Source organism: Stutzerimonas stutzeri (assembly GCF_018138085.1).
GTDB lineage: Bacteria > Pseudomonadota > Gammaproteobacteria > Pseudomonadales > Pseudomonadaceae > Stutzerimonas > Stutzerimonas stutzeri_AI.
Genome location: NZ_CP073105.1, coordinates 382457 through 404817 on the forward strand (window position 1 = coordinate 382457; position 22361 = coordinate 404817).

The following is a 22361-nucleotide window of genomic DNA, read 5'->3' on the forward strand; positions in this document are numbered from 1 at the left end:
GGCGCACATCGAATCGACAGGAGAGAACATGAAAACCAAAGCCATGCTGACCCAGACCGAAGTGACCGCCATCCTCGACGCCGCGCGCAGCGAAGCGCAGAACAACGGCTGGGCCGTGACCATCGTGGTCGCTGACGACGGCGGCCATCCGCTGGCGCTGGAACGTCTGGACGGCTGTGCGCCGATCGCCTCCTACATCGCCACCGAAAAGGCGCGCAGCGCCGCGGTGGGTCGTCGCGAAACCAAGGGCTACGAGGACATGGTCAACGGCGGGCGCAATGCCTTCCTGTCCGCACCGGTGGTCTGCTCGCTGGAAGGCGGCGTGCCGGTGATCGTCGATGGCAACGTGATCGGTTCGGTCGGCGTCTCCGGCGTGACCGCGGCTCAGGATGCGCAGGTCGCCAAGGCCGGCGTAGCCGCTGTCGGTTAAACGCACGAGAACAGCGCTGGAGGCTGGAAGGCGGGACGAGAGGTAGCGGCCTACACCGCAACCGTTCCGGCCACGGCGAGCGATAGGCAGCCACCCGCGGGTTGCTGAACAACGAACAAGAGAGGTGTTGTCATGAGCGAACGCGTAACCCTGGGCCGCCTGCACGTTGCGGCCAACCTGCAACGTTTCATCGAGGACGAAGTCCTGCCGGGCACCGGCGTCGAGGCGGCGGCCTTCTGGAAGGGCTTCGATGAGCTGGTCCACGACCTGGCGCCGAAGAACCGCGCCCTGCTGGCCGAGCGCGACCGTCTGCAGGTCGAGCTGGACAACTGGCACCGCAGCCATCCCGGTCCGATCACCGACATGCCGGCCTACCGCAGCTTTCTGGAGTCGATCGGCTACCTGCAGCCCGAGCCGGGCGAGGTGAAGATCAGCACCAGCAACGTCGACAGCGAAATCGCCACCCAGGCCGGTCCGCAGCTGGTGGTGCCGATCGGTAACGCGCGCTACGCGCTGAACGCCGCCAATGCCCGCTGGGGCTCGCTGTATGACGCGCTCTACGGCACCGATGCGATCAGCGAAGAGAACGGCGCGCAGAAGGGCCCGGGTTACAACGAAGCGCGCGGCGCCAAGGTCATCGCCTTCGCGCGCAACTTCCTCGATCAGGCCGCGCCACTGGCCGACGGCAGCCACGTCGACTCGGTCAGCTACCGTGTGCAGGACGGCGTGCTCAAGGTCACCCTTGAGAACGGCAGCGTCACCGGGCTGAAGCAGCCTGAAAAGTTCGTGGGCTATCAGGGCGAGGCCGTTGAGCCGACGGCGATCCTGCTGAAGAACAACGGCCTGCACGTCGAGATCCAGATCGATCCGAACAGCCCCATCGGCCAGACCGATGCTGCCGGCGTCAAGGATCTGCTGGTCGAAGCTGCGGTCACCACCATCATGGACTGCGAGGACTCCACCGCCGCGGTCGACGCCGACGACAAGGTGCTGGTCTACCGCAACTGGCTGGGCCTGATGAAGGGCGATCTGGTCGAAGACCTGGAGAAGGGTGGCAAGCGCATCACCCGCCGCCTCAACGCCGATCGCGAATACACCGCCGCGGACGGCTCGAACCTGAAGCTGCATGGCCGTTCGCTGTTGTTCATCCGTAACGTCGGCCACCTGATGACCAACCCGGCCATCATCGACGGCGAAGGCCACGAGATCCCCGAAGGCATCATGGACGGCGTTGTGACCAGCCTCATCGCGCTGCATGACCAGCAGCGCAAGGGCAACTCGCGCACCGGCTCGATGTACATCGTCAAACCGAAGATGCACGGCCCGGCCGAAGTGGCCTTCACCGACGAGCTGTTCGGTCGTGTCGAAGACCTGATCGGCCTGCCGCGTTACACCCTCAAGGTCGGCATCATGGACGAGGAGCGCCGCACCAGCGTCAACCTCAAGGCCTGCATCGCCGCCGCGAAGAACCGCGTGGCCTTCATCAACACCGGCTTCCTCGACCGCACCGGCGATGAGATGCACACCATCATGGAAGCCGGCGCCGTGCTGCGTAAGGGCGACATGAAGGGCACCGCCTGGATTCAGGCGTACGAGCGCAACAACGTGCTGGTCGGCCTTAACTGCGGCCTGCGTGGCAAGGCGCAGATCGGCAAGGGCATGTGGGCCATGCCGGATCTGATGGCCGCCATGCTCGAGCAGAAGATCGCCCATCCCAAGGCCGGCGCCAACACCGCCTGGGTGCCGTCGCCGACCGGTGCCACGCTGCATGCGCTGCACTACCACCAGGTTGATGTGCAGGCCGTCCAGGCCGAGCTGGAAAAGATCGATCTGGCCGCCGAGCGCGACAAGCTGACCAACGATCTGCTGACCATCCCGGTCGCGCCGGAGCGCAACTGGTCGGCCGAGGAAATCCAGCAGGAGCTGGACAACAACTGCCAGGGCATCCTCGGCTACGTGGTGCGTTGGGTCGAGCAGGGCGTCGGTTGCTCGAAGGTGCCGGATATTCACGATGTCGGCCTGATGGAAGACCGCGCCACGCTGCGCATCTCCAGCCAGCATCTCGCCAACTGGCTGCGTCACGGCGTGGTCGACGAGGCGCAGGTTCGTGAGACGCTCGAGCGCATGGCCAAGGTGGTCGACCAGCAGAACGCCGGCGATCCGGCCTACCGTCCGATGGCGGACGACTATGCTCAGTCTGCGGCGTTCCAGGCGGCCTGTGACCTGGTGTTCAAAGGTCGCGAGCAGCCCAGCGGCTACACCGAGCCGCTGCTGCACGCCTGGCGTCAACGCTTCAAGCAGCAGGTTGGCTGAGCGGTATCCGCAGGACAGTCGGCGGTCGGCAGGTGCTGACCGCCGGCGCAGTTTGACAAGCCCCGGGCGCTTCGAGCGCTCGGGGCTTTCGAGCAAGAGGGGCCGGCCGATGTGACCCATTGGTCAGTTTCTCGGGTCGATGTGGTTTCCATATCGGCTAATGCGTGGGACCGGGCTAACCCGGATAGATGTGGTTCACAACAAAAAACAAGGAACCCAACAATGAGTCAGACACTGCTGTCCATACTGGCCTTCGTGCCGCTGGTGCTGGCGGGGGTACTGCTGATCGGCTTTCGCTGGCCGGCCAAGTACGCAATGCCGCTGGTTTTCGTGCTCACTGCGTTGATCGGCCTGTTGGCCTGGGACATGACCTTCAACCGGGTCCTGGCGTCCACGCTGCAAGGCCTGATTCTCACCGCCGCGATCCTCTGGATCATTTTCGGCGCCATCCTTCTTCTCAATACGCTGAAGCATTCCGGCGGTATCGCCTCGATTCGTCGCGGCTTCGCCAACGTCAGCCCGGACAAGCGCGTCCAGGTACTGATCGTGGCCTGGCTGTTCGGCTGCTTCATCGAAGGTGCTTCGGGCTTCGGTACGCCGGCTGCAGTGGCGGCGCCGCTGCTCGTCGCGCTGGGCTTCCCGGCCCTGACGGCGGTGGTGCTGGGCATGATGGTGCAATCGACACCGGTGTCCTTCGGCGCGGTGGGTACGCCGATTCTGGTGGGTGTCGCCGGCGGTCTGGATCAGGCGACGCTGGGCGGCCAACTGGCAACGGTGGGCAGCAACTGGGAGACCTTCTTCCATCTGATCTTCTCCCGCGTGGCGATTATCCATGCGCTGTGCGGCATCCTCATGCCGCTGATCATGATCTGCATCATGACGCGCTTCTTCGGCCGCAACCGCTCCTGGAGCGAAGGCCTGGCGATGGCGCCGTTCGCCATCTTCACCGGGCTGGCGTTCGTCATTCCGTACGCGGCGGCGGGTGTCTTCCTCGGTCCGGAATTCCCGTCGATGATCGGCGCGCTGGTCGGTCTGGCCATCGTGGTTCCGGCGGCAAAGGCGGGCTTCCTGCTGCCCAAGTCGAGCTGGGACTTCGCCCCGGCCAGCGAATGGCCGGTGGAGTGGATGGGCAAGATCGAGATGAAGATCGACGACGTCGCCGGACGCACGCCGATCTCCGTGCCGATGGCCTGGGCACCTTACCTGCTGCTGGCGGTGTTCCTGGTGATGTCGCGGGTGTTCCCGCAGCTCAAGGCCGCGCTGATGTCGGTCAGCTTCGGCTGGAAGGACATCCTCGGCGAAACCGGCGTATCCGGTACCCTCGAGCCGCTGTACCTGCCGGGCGGGATTCTGTGCATGGTGGTGCTGGTGACCTTCTTCCTGCATCGGATGAAGGCCGCCGAGCTGGGCGCGGCGATTTCCGAGTCGAGCAAGACCCTGCTCGGTGCCGGCTTCGTGCTGATCTTTACCATCCCGATGGTACGGATCCTGATCAACTCCGGCGTCAACGGTTCGGATCTGGTCTCGATGCCGGTGGCCATGGCACAGCTGGTGGCCGACAGCGTAGGCGGCGTGTATCCGTTCTTCTCGCCTGCGGTCGGCGCGCTGGGCGCCTTCATCGCCGGCTCCAACACCGTGTCCAACCTGATGCTCTCGCAGTTCCAGTACAACACCGCCAGCCTGCTGGGCATTTCCGGCGCGTTGATGGTGGCGCTGCAGTCGGTGGGCGCCGCGGCGGGCAACATGATCGCCATTCACAACGTGGTGGCGGCCTCGGCAACGGTAGGCCTGCTGGGCCGCGAAGGCATCACGCTGCGCAAGACCATGCTGCCGACGCTGTATTACCTCGTGCTGGCTGGCTCGCTTGGCCTGATCGGCTTCTACGTGATGGGTATCAGCGATCCGCTGGTGGGTATTGCGACCGCCCGCTGAGGCGGCGTGAACCCGGACGGGCGGCTTAGGCCGCCCGTTTTTTTTGTCCGGTGAATCTTTTCCCGGCTTGCGGTCTATCACCGGCGCACGGGCGTTTGGCGGTTCGCCGCGTTCTGGTATAGCGTGCAGCGCAACCGAGACTGATCGAGGTGAATAATGAAAAAGTGGCAATGCGTGGTGTGCGGATTCATCTATGACGAAGCCGAGGGCTGGCCGGACGACGGCATCGCCCCGGGCACCGCCTGGGAAGACGTGCCGGAAGACTGGCTCTGTCCCGACTGCGGAGTCGGCAAGATGGATTTCGAAATGATCGCGATTGGCTGATATGAACGACTCGAACCCAAAGGATGCGCCGCTGATCATCATCGGCACCGGGCTGGCGGGCTACAACCTGGCCCGGGAGTTTCGCAAGCTCGACAGCGAGACGCCGCTGTTGCTGATCACCGCGGACGACGGCCGCTCCTACTCCAAGCCGATGCTCTCGACCGGCTTCGCCATGAACAAGGATGCCGATGCGCTCGGCATGACGGTCGCAGGGCCGATGGCGATTCAACTCAACGCCGAGATCCGCACCCATACCCGGGTGACCCGGCTGGAGCCGGAGAAGCAGCGAATCTGGATCGGCAACGAGCCCGTGCCCTACCGCGACCTGGTGATCGCCTGGGGCGCGCAGACGGTCAACGTGCCGGTCGCCGGTGATGCACAGGATGCGATCTTCCCGATCAACGACCTGCTCGATTACGGCCGTTTCCGCGAGGCGGCCCAGGGCAAGCGTCGCGTGCTGATCCTCGGAGCCGGGTTGATCGGCTGCGAATTCGCCAATGACCTGCTGCACGGCGGCTATGAGGTCGAGCTGGTGGCACCTTGCGAGCAGATCATGCCGTCGCTGCTGCCGGTCGAGCCGGCTGCGGCGGTGCAGCGCGGGCTGGAATCGCTGGGCGCGCGCTTTCATCTGGGGCCGGTGCTCGAGCGTCTCGAGCGGCGGGGCGACGCCTTGCAGGCGCAGCTGTCCGACGGCCAGCGAATCGAATGCGACCTGGTGGTCAGCGCCGTGGGCCTGCGGCCGCGCACCGAACTGGCCGAGGCGGCCGGATTGCAGGTCAACCGCGGCATCGAGGTTGATCGCCTGCTGCAGACGTCGGCCGAGCACATCTATGCATTGGGAGATTGCGCGGAAGTCGAAGGGCTCAACCTGCTCTATGTGATGCCACTGATGAGCGGTGTGCGTGCACTGGCCAAAACTCTGGCCGGCCAGCCTACGCCAGTGACCTACGGGCCCATGCCGATCACCGTGAAAACCCCGGTCTGCCCGCTGGTGGTATCGCCGCCAGCGGCGGGCAGCGAGGGCCGCTGGAGCGTGGAAGGTGAGGGCAACGATCTGAAGGCATTGTGCCGCGCTGCCGATGGCAGCCTGTTGGGCTACGCCCTGACCGGAACGGCCGTGCAAGAGCGGCTGGCGCTGAATAAACAGCTGCCGCCGGTGTTGGCGGAACTGCCTCAAGTTCTGTCGCTAAAGTCTCCAGAATGAGTCGGTAAAGCGCTGGCGGGGGCTGGCGCGAGTGCTAGCAGCGTGCCATGCTCCCTGTGGCGCTACCGCAGTGTAGAGCTGTTGTAGCGCGTCGGAACGCTGTTCGGAGAACAGCGAATCACAAAAACAATAAAGTCTTAGAGGCTACCCATGCGCAAACCGGAACTCGCAGCCGCCATCGCCGATAAGGCCGATCTCACCAAGGATCAGGCCAACCGTGTACTCAACGCCGTACTGGACGAAATCACCAACGCGCTCAACCGCAAGGACAGCGTGACTCTGGTCGGTTTCGGCACCTTTATCCAGCGACACCGTGGCGCTCGCACTGGCAAGAATCCGCAGACAGGCGAACCCGTCACTATCAAGGCCAGCAACACCGTGGCATTCAAGCCGGGAAAGATGCTGAAAGACGCGATCAACTGAATTCGCGTTGCCCGGGGCCGCCCAGGCTCCGGGTCAGCCTGACTGTATAGTCCGCTCCAGACCCGCCTGTTCTCCTGCTCCCATCGCTCAAACCAGCCGTTTACAATGCCGTTTTCCGTCAACGGTCGGCTAATTCATGAAATTCCGCTTTCTCCTCTGGATGCTCGGCCGCCTGATGGCCAAGGCCAGCCGCAACAATCCTGACTTCCAGAAGCAGCTCGGCGATAAAGCCCTGACCTTTCAGCTGCATACCCTCGACGGCAAGGTCGCGCGCCATTATGTGGTCAAGGATCAGCGCGTCACCAGCCATAGCGGCGCCGCTGCCGAACCGGCCTTTGCCATTGGCTTCAAGGACAGCGCCTACGGCTTCGCCACCATGAATGCGAAGAACAAGCAGCTGGCCTTTATGCAGGGCATCCAGAACAAGGACATCCAGATCCAGGGCAATACGGCGCTGGTAATGTGGTTTCAGGGCCTGACCAAATACCTCAAGCCGCGGAAGAAGAAGCCTGAGGCGGCTTGATTACGCGTCTACGGGCATCATTCAGTCTTCAGGTTGCTTTTCTTGCTTTTAGAAGGCATGAGCCGGGGCCGAGGTACTTGTCATCCAGGCGCGGATTTACCAGCTCCCGTAAGGGATACCGTGCTTTTCTACGTACCGTTTAGATGCTTCTGGCTGCGGATAGTAATGCCCGCCCGATTTTCCGAGGTGAGGGCCCAGCGGCTCTATTTCGGCCTGACCGCGGGCAATCTTTACTGGATGTCCGCAACTGTCCATCGCCCATGCTTGTATAACTCCTCCCGGGGCAAGCCCAAGGTAGAGCGCCGCCATATATCGCGCCGTTCGCTCAGGCGTCGCTTTGCAGCGCTGATGGGTGGAGTCGTTCATGATTTGCCTGGCTTCGTCGCCTATATCGATCCAGGCTCGGTAGGTTTGCGGCTCAACCGCAGATTGCCAGCGTACGTAGATCCGTTTCGGTAGGTCTGCGCCAACGACCGCCCTATTGTTTCCGCCTATCCCGCCAACCCAGCCCCTAGCGGTTTCCTCCGAATCACCGGGGTTGCCATTACCTATAACGCCGCCGCTTCCGTGGTTAAAGGTCCGACCGGTGATGTCTTCGACCAGGCTGGCTTCGACCCAGCCGGTCATGTAATTAGGTCCAAAGAACTCAAGGTTCCACCACCTGGCTTTGGGATCACTATCTGCAGACGGAGGATATGTGCTTTGGCAAGCGCTTAGAAGTAGCGCACCCAGCACGACACCAAGCTTTGTACAAAAGTAAGGTACAGCTGGCGATGGTGCGTCGCGACGAATTGCTTACCAACTCCCGTATGGGACGCCAAACTTTTCAACATATCGTTTCGATGCAGCAGGTTGAGGATAGTAATGCCCGCCTGACTTCCCGAGGTGCGGGCCTCGTGGTTCTACCTCGCCTATTCTGCGGGCAACCATCACCGCGTCGTGGCATTGGTCACGGACCCAGGCCTGTACAATCCCCCCCGGTGCCAGGCCCAAGTAGAGCGTGGCCATGAATCGAGCTGGGTGTTCAGGCGTTTCTGCACAGCGACGATGGGTAGAGTCGTACATGATCTGTCGGGCCTCTTCGGGGATGTTTATCCAAGCGCGATAAGTCTGCGGCTCCACCACGGATTGCCAACGAACGAAGATGCGCTTTGGAAGGTCGGCTCCGGTGACCGCGCGAATTGTGCCTCCTAGCCCTTGTGGCCAGCCCCGAGCACTTTCAGTCTCGAATCCCTGGCCTCCGCTGCCTATTACTCCACCACTCCCATGATTGATAACGCGGCCTTTGATGTCCTCCACCTCACTGGCTTCGACCCATCCCGTCATATAGGTCGGCCCAACGAATTCCAGACTCCACCACTGGTCCTTCGGGTCGCTCTCGGCTGACAACGGATCTGCAGACTGACAACCACCTAGAAGCAAGGCACTGAGCAGTGCGATATAGGCCTTCATTAAAATAGAGTCCAATCTGGTACATGAGGGTGTTGTACGCGGATCCCGCCAGGACAGGGAGCGTTGATATAAATCAGCTTGAAATCGCTTGGTGTTTGTTTTCCAAGCGGATTGTTCCAATTCGCAGAAATGTGGATGTAGCGTCTCTTGAGCATCGACTCTTCGCCAGGGGTGGTTGTGTAATCGCCCGATGTAAATCGCTGACACAACGGTTCTAGCTCTGGCGGTATCGCAAAGGCTGGGTCCTGCCTGTCAATCTCAAAGAACCGAACACCCTTCCGTTTCGCCAGCTCATACATAACGTGCAGGTATATGCGGGACAGGGCTCCGCTCACGCGGCGCTTAACTTGCAGACCGGCATAAACTCGCTGTTGCCGTGGAGCCAGGCGATCCCTCACCGCCACAGGAAGCAGCTGCGATTTAGGAACAGCGATTTCCAGCATAGTCGAGGGCCAGCCTAGGGCGACTAAGCGCTCCTTGGCTCGCTCGGCGTCTCGGTAGATCGACGTGGTTTTTACATCAACGCCAACAGTTACTGTCAGCGCCTGCATTGGGCTAACTAGCACGCGTTCTTCAGAATCAATCAGGTAGCCACCACCGATGTCGGAGTGGGCACCTGGTAGGGTTATTTCAAGGTGGTCTGGCTTCACTCGGCTCAGCGGAAAGTTCGCGCGAACCTCGTCGCGAGCTGCCAGTTGGACCACATCGGTAAAGTATTTGCGGGGCAAGTGCAGCTTTACCCCAGGCGAGATGGAGCTGCTGACATTCCCTAGATTTGCTAGTCCCGCAACGGCTGCGACGGTATCGAAGAGGCCAATAAACCCGATATTGATGTCCTGCGAGTATTGATTGTTGAAGGTTGGACAGAACGCCTTGGCATTCTCTGAAAAAGCTGCACCCAGCGGGCCTCGTTGGCTACAGACCACCTCGTTCGCGAAATGCCGCGCAGCAGCGGCGCCTCGACTAAACCCGAAAGCATCGAAGGTCAATGAGCTGATTTCTATAGTTGGAAAATCTCTGGAAATTTCCTTGATGAGGCTGTTAATCCGCCGAAACGCTAGCTCGACTCGCCCGGCAACTCCGGTAGTGCCCCGGCCCGCCCCACTGCCAGTACGAGTATCTCCTTCACCGGGAGTGGTACCGATACCATCTACGTACAACGCACGGGAAAGCAGTTTGTTCCGGCCCTCGCCCTCGGGGGTCGCGGTAGTCCAATAAAGCTCACTGAGCTTCTTGATGTTCGTTACATCATTCCCATAACTGCTATTCGGGTCAGCCATATACGGCTTGCAGCTGGCATCCAGATCTTCCTTCTGGATCGGATGCTGGGCACCGCATGCCAGGCCTAGCGCCGTATTGGTGGCGTTGTTGCAGGTGCCGTCGAAGAAGACGCCGATACGCAGGGCCAGCTTGATCTTCTCGGCAGGCTTGGCGGGTTCCCTGGCGTGGCGCTCGTATTCGGCCCAACGTTCGGCATGCACATCGGTCGGCTCGACCTTTTTGAGTTCTGCTTCCCGTTTGGTTCGGGGGATGTTGGGGACGTAGCCACTCATCTTTTCCACCTGTCCTTGGTTGAAGTGCTGTTGCGGTCACGCATTTAGCGCCGTTGGTCTGCATCCATGTCCGCGATGGCGTGGTCGGTAGTAAGACGGATGGTAATGGGCGTTTCAAGCGGACCGGTCACAAAGCGAACGGCCGGCGTCGTGCTTCCGAGTGGAAGGCTGCATTTCGAACTGGCGTGGCGGCATCGGGCGGCCTATGCCTGCTGCGCCATCCAGGCCCGCGCTTCGTCCAGCAGCCAGTCGCGGAAGGCGTTGAGGGCGGCCGATTCCACCCGCCGTTCGGGAATCATTAGGTGGTAAGCCTGATCCTCGCGCCGGTACGCGTGCGGATGCGCGATCACCAGGCGCCCCTCGGCCAATTCGCGCTGGATCAGAAACGCTGGAATCAGCGCCACGCCCATCCGGTGTTCGGCGGCCTGGGCCAGCATCGAGAACAGTTCCAGGCGCGGGCCGGTCATGTCCCGCGCGACCTTCATCCCCAGCGAATCGAACCACTGTCGCCAGGCATAGGGACGGGTGGTCTGCTGCAGTAACGGCATTTCGGCCAGGTCTTGTGGCGTCAGCGCAGCCGCGCCGCCCAGCAGCGCCGGGCTGCAGACCGGCACCGAACGTTCCGGCATCAGCGGATGGGCGACGGTACCGGACCATTCGCCGTCGCCGAAGTAGATTGCCGCGTCGAAATCCGTATCGGCGAAGAGGAAGGGACGGGTACGGTTGGTCAGGTTGACGGTGATTTCCGGATGCAGCGTCTGGAACTGTTGTAACCGTGGCAGCAGCCACTGGGTGCCGAAGGTCGGCACCAGCGCCAATTCGATGGTCATCGCGCCCTGCTGACCCATCACCGACAGCGTGTCGCGCTCCACCGCATCGAGCTGCGTGGCGACCCGCCGTGCATAGGACTGGCCGGCCTCGGTCAGCTTCACTCCACGGCGTGAGCGGCGAAACAGCTCCAGTCCAAGGAATTCCTCCAACCCGCCGATCTGCCGGCAGATGGCGCTCTGGGTCAGCGCCAGTTCCTCGGCGGCGCGGGTGAAGCTCTGGTGGCGTGCCGCCGCTTCGAAGGCGACCAACGCGGCGGTACTGGGGATCTTTCGACGCATTATGCGAGCGCCTCACTAATAATCTGATTTTCAGGCCGATTAGCATACGCTGGAGTGAGTAAAGCGCACAGATCGATGCGAATTACTCGTTTGCTGCCTGCCGCTGGAGCTTCTAGGATCAATCCATCCGAATGCTGTGCCGGGCTCATGCCCGGTTCACCGTCTACGACAAGAGGACCTCTCATGGCCGGCAAAGCAAGCTTCAACTGGATCGACCCGCTGCTGCTCGATCAGCAACTCACCGATGAAGAGCGCATGGTGCGTGACAGTGCCCAGCAGTTCGCCGCCGACAAGCTGGCGCCACGGGTGCTCGAAGCCTTCCGCCACGAGCGCACCGACGCGGCGATCTTCCGCGAGATGGGCGATACCGGCCTGCTTGGCGCGACCATTCCGGAAGCCTACGGCGGTAGCGGGCTGAACTACGTCTGCTACGGTCTTATCGCTCGCGAAGTCGAGCGCATCGACTCCGGTTACCGCTCGATGATGAGCGTGCAGTCGTCGCTGGTGATGGTGCCGATCAACGAGTTCGGCAACGAAGCAACCAAGCAGAAGTACCTGCCCAAGCTGGCCAGCGGCGAATACATCGGCTGCTTCGGCCTGACCGAGCCGAACCACGGCTCCGACCCGGGCTCCATGGTCACCCGGGCGAAGAAGGTCGACGGCGGCTATCGCCTGTCCGGCGCCAAGATGTGGATCACCAACAGCCCGATCGCTGACGTCTTCGTGGTCTGGGCCAAGGACGACGAAGGCGCCATCCGCGGCTTCGTGCTGGAGAAGGGCTGGGAAGGCCTCAGCGCCCCGGCGATTCATGGCAAGGTCGGCCTGCGCGCCTCGATCACTGGCGAGATCGTCATGGACAACGTGTTCTGCCCGGAGGAGAACGCCTTCCCCGATGTGCGTGGCCTGCGTGGTCCCTTCACCTGCCTGGATTCGGCTCGTTACGGCATCAGCTGGGGTGCGCTGGGCGCCGCCGAGTTCTGCTGGCACACCGCGCGCCAGTACACCCTGGATCGCCAGCAGTTCGGCCGTCCGCTGGCCGCCAATCAGCTGATCCAGAAGAAGCTCGCCGACATGCAGACCGAGATCACCCTGGCGCTGCAAGGCTGCCTGCGCCTCGGCCGGATGAAAGACGAAGGCACCGCGGCGGTGGAGATCACCTCGATCATGAAGCGCAACAGCTGCGGCAAGGCGCTGGATGTGGCCCGCCTAGCCCGCGACATGCTGGGTGGCAACGGCATCAGTGACGAGTTCGGCGTGGCCCGCCATCTGGTCAACCTCGAGGTGGTCAACACCTACGAAGGCACTCATGACGTGCACGCGCTGATTCTCGGCCGGGCACAGACCGGGATCCAGGCGTTCTTTTAAAGCAAAAAAGCCGATGACGGCGGCTGGAGGCGGGAAGGCTGGAGGCTGGACGAAAAGCGCACGCAGATGCTTCCTCGTCGAGCCTCAAGCCTCAAGCCCCTATCGCCTGATCCCAAACGTGAGGTATTTCCTGTGCCTGGTGCGTTATCCCATATCCGTGTCCTCGACCTGTCGCGCGTGCTCGCCGGCCCCTGGGCTGGGCAGATCCTCGGTGACCTCGGCGCTGAGGTAATCAAGATCGAGCGCCCGCGTACCGGCGACGACACTCGTCACTGGGGCCCGCCGTACCTGAAAGACCAGCAGGGTGACAACACCTCGGAGGCGGCTTATTACCTGTCGGCCAACCGTAACAAGCAGTCGCTGACGCTGGATTTCACCCAGCCCGAAGGGCAACGAATCATTCGCGATCTGGTGGCCGAATGCGACGTGCTGCTGGAGAACTTCAAGGTCGGCGGGCTGGCGGCCTACGGGCTGGACTACGAGAGCCTGAAAGCGATCAACCCGAAGCTGATCTATTGCTCCATCACAGGCTTCGGCAGCGACGGCCCCTATGCGAATCGCGCCGGTTACGACTTCATGATCCAAGGCCTGGGCGGCCTGATGAGCCTGACCGGGCGCGCCGAGGACGAGGAGGGCGCCGGCCCGGTCAAGGTCGGCGTGGCGCTCACCGACATCCTCACCGGCCTCTACGCCACGGTTGGCGTACTGGCGGCGCTCAACAGTCGCGAGCAAAGCGGCGTCGGCCAGCATGTCGAACTGGCGCTGCTGGACGTGCAGGTCGCCTGCCTGGCCAATCAGGCCATGAACTACCTGACCACCGGCGTGGCGCCGAAGCGCATGGGCAATGCCCACCCGAACATCGTGCCGTATCAGGATTTCCCCACCGCTGACGGCGACATCATCCTCACCATCGGCAACGACGGGCAGTTCCGCAAGTTCGCCGAAGCCGCCGGCCATCCAGAGTGGGCGAGCGATGATCGTTTTGCCAGCAACAAGGCGCGCGTCGCCCATCGCAAGGAGCTGATTCCGCTGATCCGCCAGGTCACGGTGTTTCGCACCACGGCCGAATGGGTCGCGTTGCTGGAGCAGGCCGGCGTGCCGTGCGGGCCGATCAACGACCTGGCCCAGGTGTTTGCCGATCCGCAGGTGCAGGCACGTGGATTGCGCCTGGACCTGCCGCATCCGCTGGCCGGCAGTGTGCCGCAGGTTGCCAGTCCGATTCGCCTTTCCGAAACGCCAGTGGAGTATCGCAAGGCGCCGCCGATGCTGGGCGAGCACAGCGAGGCCATCCTGCAAGAACTGCTCGGCCTGGGCTTCGACAAGATCCTTTCCTTGCGGCAGGCTGGGGTGATCTGACCGCCTGCTGCTTCAAAGCATGAAGCGAGGGCCGTCATGCCAAGCGCTGAACTCTCGCACCGCTCGGCTATCCTTATTCCTGTACCCTGGTTTTTTGGATGGACGAGCGAATCATGCAGACGCAGCGTTTACGTACTACCTGGCAGCTCACGGCTGTCCTGTTCATGTCCTGGCTGCTGGCCGGTTGCGGCATCAACAACATCCCGCAGTATGACGAGCAGGTGAAGTCGGCCTGGTCACAAGTGGAAAACCAGTACCAGCGCCGCGCCGACCTGATCCCCAACCTGGTCGAGACGGTCAAGGGCTACGCCCGTCAGGAGCAGGACACCCTCACCGCCGTGACCGAGGCGCGGGCGAAGGCGACCTCGATCCAGATCAGCGCCGATGACCTCGACGATCCGCAGAAAATGCAGCAATTCCAGCAGGCGCAGAGCCAGTTGACCGGCGCCCTGAGCCGATTGATGGCAGTGTCCGAGCGCTACCCGGATCTGAAGTCCAACCAGAACTTCCTCGCCCTGCAATCGCAGCTCGAGGGCACGGAAAACCGTATCGCCGTGGCCCGCCGTGACTTCATTGCGGCTGTCCAGCGTTACAACACCGAGATTCGCACCTTTCCCGGTCGCATCTGGCACACCCTGATGTACAGCGACATGCCGATCCGCGAGAACTTCGAGGCGACGGCCGAGAACGCCGACCAGGCGCCGAAAGTGCAGTTTCAATGACGCGCAGCTTGCCGCTGATCCTCACGCTGCTGCTCTGGGCGAGCGGGCTCGCCGCCCAGGAACTCGACCTGCCGGCCCTAAGCGGGCGTGTGGTCGACCGCGCCGAGCTGCTTGATACTCAGGCCGAAGCGCGCCTGACCGGCATGCTCGACGCGCATGAAAAGGCCAGCGGCGAGCAGGTCGTGGTGGTCACCGTGCCGGATTTGCAAGGCCGCAGCATCGAGGAGTTCGGGGTCGAACTGGGGCGTGCCTGGGGCATTGGCGAGAAGGGCAAGGACACCGGCGCGCTGCTGATTGTCGCTCGCGATGACCGGCGGGTGCGGATCGAGGTCGGTTACGGGCTCGAAGGCCGCCTGACCGACGCGCAATCCTCGGTGATCATCAACCGCGTCATCACGCCTGCGTTCCGCGAGGGCGACTTCACTCGCGGCATTACCGATGGCGCCGCCGCGATTATTCAGGTGTTGGGTGGTGATCCGCTGCGCACCGATCTACGCCCGGCCATGCCGATGCATGCGCAGGAACCCGGCGGGTTCGGCATCCTCGGCTTCTTTCTGATGCTGGTGGCCATCTTCGTCATCGGCGGTGGCCGTGGCGGACGCGGCGGCGGTCGCGGCGCCGGCCGAGCCGTGCTACTCGGCGCGCTGCTGGGCGGCATGGGCGGCCGTGGCGGCGGAGGTGGTTTCGGCGGTGGTGGTGGCTTCGGCGGCGGTGGCGGCGGCTTTGGTGGTGGCGGCGCGTCCGGTGGCTGGTGATCCGGCTGGCCTGGAGCCGGTATTCAGAGCACGCCCGTGGCGTATCTGCCGCGACGCCTTTTCAACCTTTTTTCCGAGATGACCCGTCATGACGCTTTTGACCGAACCCGAACTGCAGCAGGTCGCCGAGGCGATCGAACGCGTCGAACGTGACACCGACGCTGAACTGGTCACCGTCCTGGCCGCGCAGGCGGACGACTACCGCTACATTCCGCTGCTCTGGGCCAGCCTGCTGGCGTTGCTGCTGCCCGGTGCGCTGCTGTTCTTTACCGGGTGGCTGGCGGCCTGGCAATTGTTGCTGGTGCAGTGGCTGACCTTCATCGTACTGGCCGCGATTTTCCGCATCCCCAGCCTGACCAGCCGGCTGATTCCTCGGTCGGTGCGGCACTGGCGGGCCTGCAACCTGGCGCGACGCCAGTTCATCGAGCTGAACCTGCACCACACCGAAGGCGGCACCGGCATGCTGATTTTCGTCTCCGAAGCCGAGCGCTATGTGGAGATCCTGGTGGACCGGGGCATTTCCAGCCGTATTGATAACAGCGCCTGGGAGTCCATCGTCGCAACCTTTACCGAGAACGTGCGCAACGGCCGGGTGCTGGAAGGTTTTCTCAGCTGTATCGACGCCTGCGGTTCACTGCTCAAACAGAAGGTGCCGGCAACCCATGAGCGCAACGAATTGCCGAACCGCCTGGTAGTGCTGGAATCGTAGCTTCAGGCTTCAGGCTTCAGGCTTCAGGCTTCAGGCTTCAGGCTTCAGGCTTCAGGTTTTGCACTGCCGCCCGCCGCCCGCCGCCCGCCGCCTGCTGCCCTAGCGCTGCGCGCTAGAGCATGCCCGGGCCGTCGTCTTCCGGTTGCTCCACTGGTGCCAGTTCCAGGAAATCGGCGTTGTCCATGGCGCTGGCTGCGACTCGGTCGATGGTGCTCATGGCGTGACCGATGATCGAGCTGACGCTTGCTTCGTGATGCTGCTGCGGCAAGCGCTCGATGGCCGCCAACACCTCTTCGCCGGGTACGGTTTCTTCGGCCAGCAGGCGATCGGCGATCTCGTCCAGTGCTGGCTTCAACCGCTGCAGCAGGGCCATGCATTCGCGATCCAGTTGTTTGAGCAGGTTGTCCGCTGCACGAATGGATTCGCCGGAATCGAACTCGATGTGCGCGTCACGGACAGCCTGCAGGCTCAGCAGCGAACCATTCGGCCCCATGCCCAGCGCACCGACCATCGACAGTGCGATCTTCGAGGCTTCCTGCAAATCCTGGCCGGCGCCCGAGGACACTTCGTTGAAGTACAGTTGCTCGGCGCCGCGACCGGCCAGCAGCATCTGGATGCGATTGCGCAGTTCGGACTCCATGTGCAGGCGCTTGTCTTCCACCGGCGTTACCAGCGTCACGCCTAGTGCCTGACCGCGCGGCAGGATGGTGACCTTTTCCACTCGGCCGACTTTCAGAGCGGCAGCGACCAGAGCATGACCGGCCTCGTGCACGGCGATGCGCTTGCGGTCGGTCGGCGACATCGGCGTCACGCCCGAGGGTTGCTCACCGATGCGGCAGGTTTCCACGGCGTCGACGAAATGCGCCATGGTCACGGTTTTCGCGGCCGCACGGGCGGCGAGCAGCGCTGCATGATTGACGATGTAGGCAATGGCTGCGGGCGTCAGGCCGACGGTGTTGCGCGCCAGTTGCGCGAAGTCCAGGTCCGCCTCGGCGCGGATCTTGTCGGCATAGAGGCGGAACAGCGCTTCGCGGTCGCTCAGCCCCGGCAGGCCGACGGCGATGGAGCGGTCGAAGCGACCTTCGCGCACCAGCGCGGGATCCAGCGAGTTGGGGAAGTTGGTGGCACCCAGCACCAGCACGCCGCTGGCGCCATCGAAGCCATCCATCTCGGCGAGGAACTGGTTGATGATGCGGTTGCTCTCGGCATCGCTGGAACGCTGCTGCTCGGCGCGTTTGCCGATGCCGTCGATCTCGTCGATGAAGATGATGCATGGCGCCTGCTTGCGTGCGGTACGAAACAGTGCCTTGACCTTCTGAATGCCGACGCCGAAATACATCGAGGAGAAATCGCTGCCGGTCACCTGGATGAAGCTGGCGTTGGACTCGGTGGCCAGTGCCTTGGCCAGCTGGGTCTTGCCGGTGCCGGGTTCGCCGGTCAACAGCACGCCCTTGGGCGGCCGCGCGCCGAGGGCGGTATACGCCGCCGGATCACGCAGATAGGCGGTCACGTCGCTCAGGGCCTGCTTGGCCTCGCTGGCGCCGATCACATCGGCGAAGGCGATGCCGCTGCCCTTGCGTTGCACTCGGAACGCCTGACTCTTGATCGCCAGGTAGCCGAGCGCGCCGATCAACAGGAGAACGAAGGGTGCGTAAGGCACCAGCGCCTTGTACCAGGGTGCTTCACCGTCGGTCTCGAACAGTGTCAGGGGGAACAGCTGTCCTTCGCTGCTGACATACTGGTCGAGCAACAGCTGGGCTACCCGGCCGGATTGATCCGGAACCCAGTAGCGCTGGCCGTCGATCAGGCTGATATAGACGGCGTGCTTGCCCAAGGCGGCACTGGCGATGGCCGCGCCGCGCAGATCGCCCATGAGCGCAGAGAGGTCTCGACGGTCCGCGTCCCAGGGGGCGGTGGATTCGCGCAGGGTTTCGAGCATGGTGGCCGCAGCACTGGTGGGTGGCGTGGCCGGTACACCGGGCTTGAATTGCCAGTAGCCCAGACAGGCGGCTACGACCAGTGCCAGCAAAACGGAGAGCGCAAGGCCGCGACGACCTTGCAGCAGACGTGGTGTCTTCATTTCACATCCAATCGGGAAACCCGATGTTTCGACAAACAACCGCCGGGAGGCGGACCACAGTTGTTCACGGGAAAACCCGCGAGCGCCAATAGGGTGACGCTGAGCAGTACGGGCTGGTGGGATGCGATTTGTATGCCGGACTGCCGAGCGGAAGCGTCGGCTCCCGATAGCCGGCGAGGATACGTCAAGTGCCATCATCCGCACGGCTTAGCGACGGACGGCGGGTGGTTTTTCGACGAATGACCGGTTGGTCGCGGAACGAAACGGCGTTAATGAGCTACGCAGGAATAAGCCAAAGAGCTTGGGTTCACGTCTTCCGATCGCTCTACCGAGGGGGCGTAACCGCCATGAGCGCTCGCATCGGCGTTGGTTTTAGTTGGCTGCCGAGCGAAATAAGCGGTATCCGATGAATGGCCTGCTGAACGTCGGAGGCTCCGCGAAATCGCCGGTGATTCGTAGTAAACAGCCTGCCTTTCGCACGCAGAGCAGTCCCCGCACCATGTCCACCCTGACCGAACTCGCGCAGCAGATCGCCGCGCTCTATCCCCTGCAAGACAAAACCGCCGGCCAGCGCTACCGCATCGTCAGTCAGCTCGCCGGGATGACCGAACTGGAAGCGGTCAATGGCGTGCCGCGCTATGTCGATACCTGCCAACTCGCCGATCAGAATCTTTGGGAGAGCGGGGCTGCACGACCGCCGGGGCGGTTGGCCTCGGTCTAGCCGACCGCTGATCTCTGGAATGCGGGTTTGCCGTTGCGCTTGTATTAGGCTGGCGGCATCCGGCATCCTGCGGCGTTAGTCGGTAGGCGATGACGGGCCGCAGGGGCTGGGTCGCGGTTCGGTTCGCGTACAGCGCTCGAACGTCGGCGAGCCATTACGGAGTTTGGACATGATGATGTGGGAACGCCTTGGCGCCATGCTGCACAGCGTCCGGTTGTTGGTGGCCGTCGGTCTGCTGCTGCCTTCGATAGGGCAGGCGCAAGACTCGGTCGAGCCGATCGGCTACATCATGACGGTGCAGGGCGAGGCGACGGTCACCAGCCGCGGCCAGACCATCGAGGCGGCTGTCGGCCAGGCGGTGGTGCAGGGCGCCGTGCTGCGCACCGGTGCGGGTGGCTCGTTGGGGGTGACGCTCAGCGATAGCACGGTCATGTCGTTTGGTCCCAACAGCGAGTTCACCATCGATGAATATGCGTTCGAGCCGGCCCACGAGGCATTGCGCTTGAGCGCGAGGATCAGCCGAGGCACCTTGAATTTCATTTCTGGCGTCATCGCCAAGCTCAAGCCCGAGGCGGTAGAACTGAAGACACCCTCCGGCACCATCGGCGTGCGCGGCACTCATTTCCTGGTGAAGGTCGGCCCGTGAGCAAATCGCTGCGTCCGCTATTGCTGTTGTGCCTTCTCGCGCTGCTGGGCGGCTGTGCGACCGGCGATTACGTGGTGCTGCTGGACAGCCCCGACGGTAGCACTGGCGCGGTGGTAGTCGAAGACGCCAAGGGCCAGACGCGGATCGACCGCAGCCACCAGGGCATGGTGATCGGCGGCCAGGGGGCCGGCTCCGGCCCATTCAAGGTCAGCGAGCTGCGCATTTCTCACGATTTTTCGGCGGCGCTGGCGGCCCAGCCGGCGTTGCCGCAGCGCTTTGAACTGTATTTCGAGATCGGCAGCGCAGAGCTGACCGAGCCGTCGGAGCGCGCCTTCGCGCAGGTCGTCGAGGCCATCCGGCAGCGCGGGCCATCGGCCGTCTCGGTGATCGGTCATACCGATACGCTCAGTGGCCCGGTCTGGAACGAGCGGCTGGGCCTGATCCGCGCGCGGGCGGTGGCCGACCGGTTGCGCGATCAGGCCATGGACGTGATCGAGCTGAGCGTGTCCTCGCACGGAGAGCGCAACCTGTTGATCCAGACGCCCGATGGCGTGGCCGAGCCGCATAACCGGCGGGTCGAGGTCAGCGTTCGCTGAACTTGCTTCATTTCTCCGTCATCAGGATGCGCTCGCCGCACTGGCCGGCCCGTAGGCGCTGCAACTGATAGTGCACCAAGGCATCGTCCGGTCGCTCGCTATGGAGCCGCTCGAAGGCCTCGACGGCTTGTTCGTGCTCGCTCGCGAGCAGCGCGTACGCCGCGTCGTAGTCTTCGTCCGCGGTGCTCGCGCAGGGTTCGTAAAGGCGGATCGGGACCGCCTTGCCCTTGAGCCATACGTCGCCAATGGTCCGCATCGGCACGTCCGGGTTGGCGCTGCGGATGTCCTCTGAAACGCAGAGGTCGGTGCCCAGATAGCGGTTCAGGCCTTCCAGGCGTGCCGCAACATTGACCGCGTCGCCCAGGGCTCGGTAGTCGAACAGCGTGGCGCCGCCGAAGTTGCCGACCACCACCTCACCGCAATGCGCCCCGATGCGGGTACGCCCCAGCGGCAGACCAGCGGCCTGCTGGGCCGTCGTGTAGCTGCGAGTGAATCGGCGGATTTCCAGCGCGCAGGCCAAGGCGCGGGATTTGTGATCGGGCTGTACCAGTGGCGCGGAGAAGAGAATCGCCATGCCGTCCCCGACGATTCGCTCGAGCGTGCCTTCATGGCGAAAGGCGATCTGAATGATGCCTTCGAGATAGTCATTGAGCATGCCCACCACCTGTTCAGGCGACTCTCGCTCCATCAGTGCGGTGAAGTCTGTGATGTCGGTGAACACGAAACTGCAGCAGCGACGCTCGCCACCCAGATGCAGTTGCTCGGGATGGCGCACCAGGTGGCCGACCAGGTTCGGTGAGATGTAGCGCGAGAAGGCATCCCGCACCCAGCGATGTTGCCGCTCGCTGGCGCGGTGCCGCGCCAGGCTTGCGCCGAGGTAGACCAGCAGCAGGCCGATCGACAGCGTCAGCGCGTCGAGCAGCAGGCCGTGACGTGAGTAGGCCCACCAGGCAAGTGCATTCAACGCTGCTACCAACGCCACTGCGACCCATGCGGCGGTGACTGCGCCGCTGCTCAAGGTCAGGAGGCTTAACAGGAGCCCGGCTAATAGCAGGCTCAGCGCCTCGGCCGGGGCTGCCCAGAACGGTTGTTGCAACGGTGTGCCAGTCAAAGCCTGTTCGATCGCTTGTGCATGCACCTGGACGCCGGGAAGCATCGCGCCAAGCGGGCCGAAACGTAGGTCCTGCAGCCCCTGCGCCGAGCTGCCAACCAGTACGATGCTGCCGCTGAGGGATTCGGTCATGCCGCCTTCCAGCACGCGCCAGGCAGGCAGGGTCTGGGCGCTCATGTCGCGGCGATAGTGCAGCCAGAGCTCGCCGCGGCGGTTGGTCGGGAGCGCCAAACGGCCGATGGCGACCTGCTCGACCGCACCGGTTTCGGCGGTCTCGACGCGGTAACGATCTTGCCCCAGGTAGACTCGCAACGCTTCGGCCATGAGCGAAGGGAGCAAGTGCTCCCCCACTCGAATCATTACCGGTACGCGTCGCACCACGCCGTCGGCGTCGGGGCGGAAGGTCATGGCGCCGTTACCCTTTGCGGCTTTCTCCAGCAGCGGCAGCGCAGAGATGGCGCCTGCGTAGGTCGAGAAAGCAGCGGTTTTCGCGTCGGTGCGTAGCTGCACGCCGAAGCGGCTCAGCGGTGTATTGCGCGACGGCGTAGGTATGGCGGCGAAGCCCAGTACGGCGGCTTGCCGGGCGAGCGCTTCGGCGAATCGCTGATCATGGTCGGGCAGCTTGGCCAGCGCGGCGGCGACTTCCTCCGGAAGGTCCGCTCGGTCCAGAACGCTCGAGGGAGAGCTGCGATCCGGTTCGGCGAACAGCACGTCGAATACCACCACCGCAGCGCCGGCTTGCTGCAGTTGCTCCAGCAGCCGTGCCAGCAGGTCTCGTGGCCAGGGCCACTGGCCAAGGCGGGCGAGGCTGGCTTCGTCGATATCCACCACCCGCACCATGCTCTGTGCAGGCGCCGGTCTTGGCTGCCATCGCTGATACTGGTCGAACAGACTGTTGCGCAGGCTCTGCAGTATCAGCGGTTCGGCTAGGTACAGCACGCAGGCGGCGAGCAGGCCGGCAAGCGCCAGCAACAGACGTGACGCCAGCGTGCCGGACGCTGTGTTCAGCCTCACGGGCCGCAACCGGTCAGGTTGTC

21 protein-coding genes are annotated in these 22361 nt (G+C 63.3%); 15 read left to right on the top strand and 6 right to left on the bottom strand.

The annotated features are described in order from the left end of the window. Positions 1 to 28 precede the first annotated feature (28 nt). The 7 genes from KCX70_RS01870 to KCX70_RS01900 all read left to right on the top strand — a co-directional run bounded on the left by KCX70_RS01870 (position 29) and on the right by KCX70_RS01900 (position 7149). Positions 29 to 430 carry a heme-binding protein gene (locus tag KCX70_RS01870; RefSeq protein ID WP_212619115.1) on the top strand — a complete coding sequence of 134 codons (402 nt, stop codon included), beginning with the start codon at positions 29 to 31 and terminating at the stop codon, positions 428 to 430. A gap of 132 nt (positions 431 to 562) precedes the next feature. Then, positions 563 to 2743, top strand: a complete 2181-nt coding sequence (locus tag KCX70_RS01875; protein ID WP_212619116.1) for a malate synthase G — start codon at positions 563 to 565, stop codon at positions 2741 to 2743. Positions 2744 to 2965: 222 nt separating this feature from the next. Beyond that, positions 2966 to 4675 (top strand): L-lactate permease, encoded by a 1710-nt coding sequence (locus KCX70_RS01880; RefSeq protein WP_212619117.1) that lies wholly within the window; start codon positions 2966 to 2968, stop codon positions 4673 to 4675. 156 nt (positions 4676 to 4831) lie between these two features. After that, positions 4832 to 4999 carry a rubredoxin gene (locus KCX70_RS01885; protein WP_021207210.1) on the top strand — a complete coding sequence of 56 codons (168 nt, stop codon included), beginning with the start codon at positions 4832 to 4834 and terminating at the stop codon, positions 4997 to 4999. 1 nt (position 5000) lies between these two features. Then, positions 5001 to 6203, top strand: a complete 1203-nt coding sequence (locus KCX70_RS01890; RefSeq protein WP_212619118.1) for an FAD-dependent oxidoreductase — start codon at positions 5001 to 5003, stop codon at positions 6201 to 6203. A 150-nt stretch (positions 6204 to 6353) separates the two neighbouring features. Then, complete coding sequence (locus KCX70_RS01895; RefSeq protein WP_021207208.1) at positions 6354 to 6626, top strand: HU family DNA-binding protein; 273 nt, start codon at positions 6354 to 6356, stop codon at positions 6624 to 6626. A gap of 136 nt (positions 6627 to 6762) precedes the next feature. Continuing rightward, on the top strand, positions 6763 to 7149 hold the full coding sequence (locus KCX70_RS01900) for an SCP2 sterol-binding domain-containing protein (RefSeq protein WP_212619119.1): 387 nt from the start codon (positions 6763 to 6765) through the stop codon (positions 7147 to 7149). 96 nt (positions 7150 to 7245) lie between these two features. On the opposite strand, the gene KCX70_RS01905 is transcribed toward KCX70_RS01900, so the two are convergent. From KCX70_RS01905 to KCX70_RS01920, 4 genes are all read right to left on the bottom strand, one after another. After that, positions 7246 to 7776 (bottom strand): DUF2931 family protein, encoded by a 531-nt coding sequence (locus KCX70_RS01905; protein WP_336512527.1) that lies wholly within the window; start codon positions 7774 to 7776, stop codon positions 7246 to 7248. 168 nt (positions 7777 to 7944) lie between these two features. Further along, the gene (locus KCX70_RS01910) at positions 7945 to 8601 is read right to left on the bottom strand and encodes a DUF2931 family protein (RefSeq protein WP_212619121.1); all 657 of its coding nucleotides are present in this window, start codon (positions 8599 to 8601) and stop codon (positions 7945 to 7947) included. Then, on the bottom strand, positions 8601 to 10154 hold the full coding sequence (locus tag KCX70_RS01915; RefSeq protein ID WP_212619122.1) for a T6SS phospholipase effector Tle1-like catalytic domain-containing protein: 1554 nt from the start codon (positions 10152 to 10154) through the stop codon (positions 8601 to 8603). Before KCX70_RS01915 ends, KCX70_RS01910 begins: the two co-directional genes overlap by 1 nt. Before the next feature lie 203 nt (positions 10155 to 10357). Next, a complete protein-coding gene (locus KCX70_RS01920) occupies positions 10358 to 11263 on the bottom strand; it encodes a LysR family transcriptional regulator (protein ID WP_212619123.1) in 906 nt (301 codons plus the stop codon). A gap of 183 nt (positions 11264 to 11446) precedes the next feature. Between KCX70_RS01920 and KCX70_RS01925 the strand changes: the two genes are divergently transcribed. From KCX70_RS01925 to KCX70_RS01945, 5 genes are all read left to right on the top strand, one after another. Beyond that, entirely contained in the window at positions 11447 to 12628 is a 1182-nt protein-coding gene (locus KCX70_RS01925; RefSeq protein ID WP_021207203.1) for an acyl-CoA dehydrogenase, read from the top strand. Positions 12629 to 12760: 132 nt separating this feature from the next. Then, positions 12761 to 13984, top strand: a complete 1224-nt coding sequence (locus KCX70_RS01930; RefSeq protein ID WP_212619124.1) for a CaiB/BaiF CoA transferase family protein — start codon at positions 12761 to 12763, stop codon at positions 13982 to 13984. A gap of 98 nt (positions 13985 to 14082) precedes the next feature. After that, positions 14083 to 14706, top strand: a complete 624-nt coding sequence (locus KCX70_RS01935; protein ID WP_021207201.1) for a LemA family protein — start codon at positions 14083 to 14085, stop codon at positions 14704 to 14706. Beyond that, complete coding sequence (locus KCX70_RS01940) at positions 14703 to 15461, top strand: TPM domain-containing protein (protein WP_212619125.1); 759 nt, start codon at positions 14703 to 14705, stop codon at positions 15459 to 15461. Before KCX70_RS01935 ends, KCX70_RS01940 begins: the two co-directional genes overlap by 4 nt. 88 nt (positions 15462 to 15549) lie before the next feature. After that, a complete protein-coding gene (locus KCX70_RS01945) occupies positions 15550 to 16170 on the top strand; it encodes a TPM domain-containing protein (RefSeq protein ID WP_212619126.1) in 621 nt (206 codons plus the stop codon). A gap of 112 nt (positions 16171 to 16282) precedes the next feature. Here the strand turns inward: KCX70_RS01945 and KCX70_RS01950 are convergent, their stop codons facing one another. Continuing rightward, positions 16283 to 18250 (bottom strand): AAA family ATPase, encoded by a 1968-nt coding sequence (locus KCX70_RS01950; protein WP_212619127.1) that lies wholly within the window; start codon positions 18248 to 18250, stop codon positions 16283 to 16285. Positions 18251 to 18749: 499 nt separating this feature from the next. Between KCX70_RS01950 and KCX70_RS01955 the strand changes: the two genes are divergently transcribed. From KCX70_RS01955 to KCX70_RS01965, 3 genes are all read left to right on the top strand, one after another. Further along, a complete protein-coding gene (locus KCX70_RS01955; RefSeq protein WP_031310832.1) occupies positions 18750 to 18971 on the top strand; it encodes a hypothetical protein in 222 nt (73 codons plus the stop codon). 169 nt (positions 18972 to 19140) lie between these two features. Further along, the gene (locus KCX70_RS01960; RefSeq protein WP_021207196.1) at positions 19141 to 19617 is read left to right on the top strand and encodes a FecR family protein; all 477 of its coding nucleotides are present in this window, start codon (positions 19141 to 19143) and stop codon (positions 19615 to 19617) included. Then, positions 19614 to 20213 (top strand): OmpA family protein, encoded by a 600-nt coding sequence (locus tag KCX70_RS01965; protein ID WP_249121691.1) that lies wholly within the window; start codon positions 19614 to 19616, stop codon positions 20211 to 20213. The genes KCX70_RS01960 and KCX70_RS01965 overlap by 4 nt, the downstream gene beginning before the upstream one ends. Positions 20214 to 20220: 7 nt before the next feature. On the opposite strand, the gene KCX70_RS01970 is transcribed toward KCX70_RS01965, so the two are convergent. Further along, on the bottom strand, positions 20221 to 22338 hold the full coding sequence (locus KCX70_RS01970) for a CHASE2 domain-containing protein (RefSeq protein ID WP_249121692.1): 2118 nt from the start codon (positions 22336 to 22338) through the stop codon (positions 20221 to 20223). Positions 22339 to 22361: the final 23 nt, after the last annotated feature.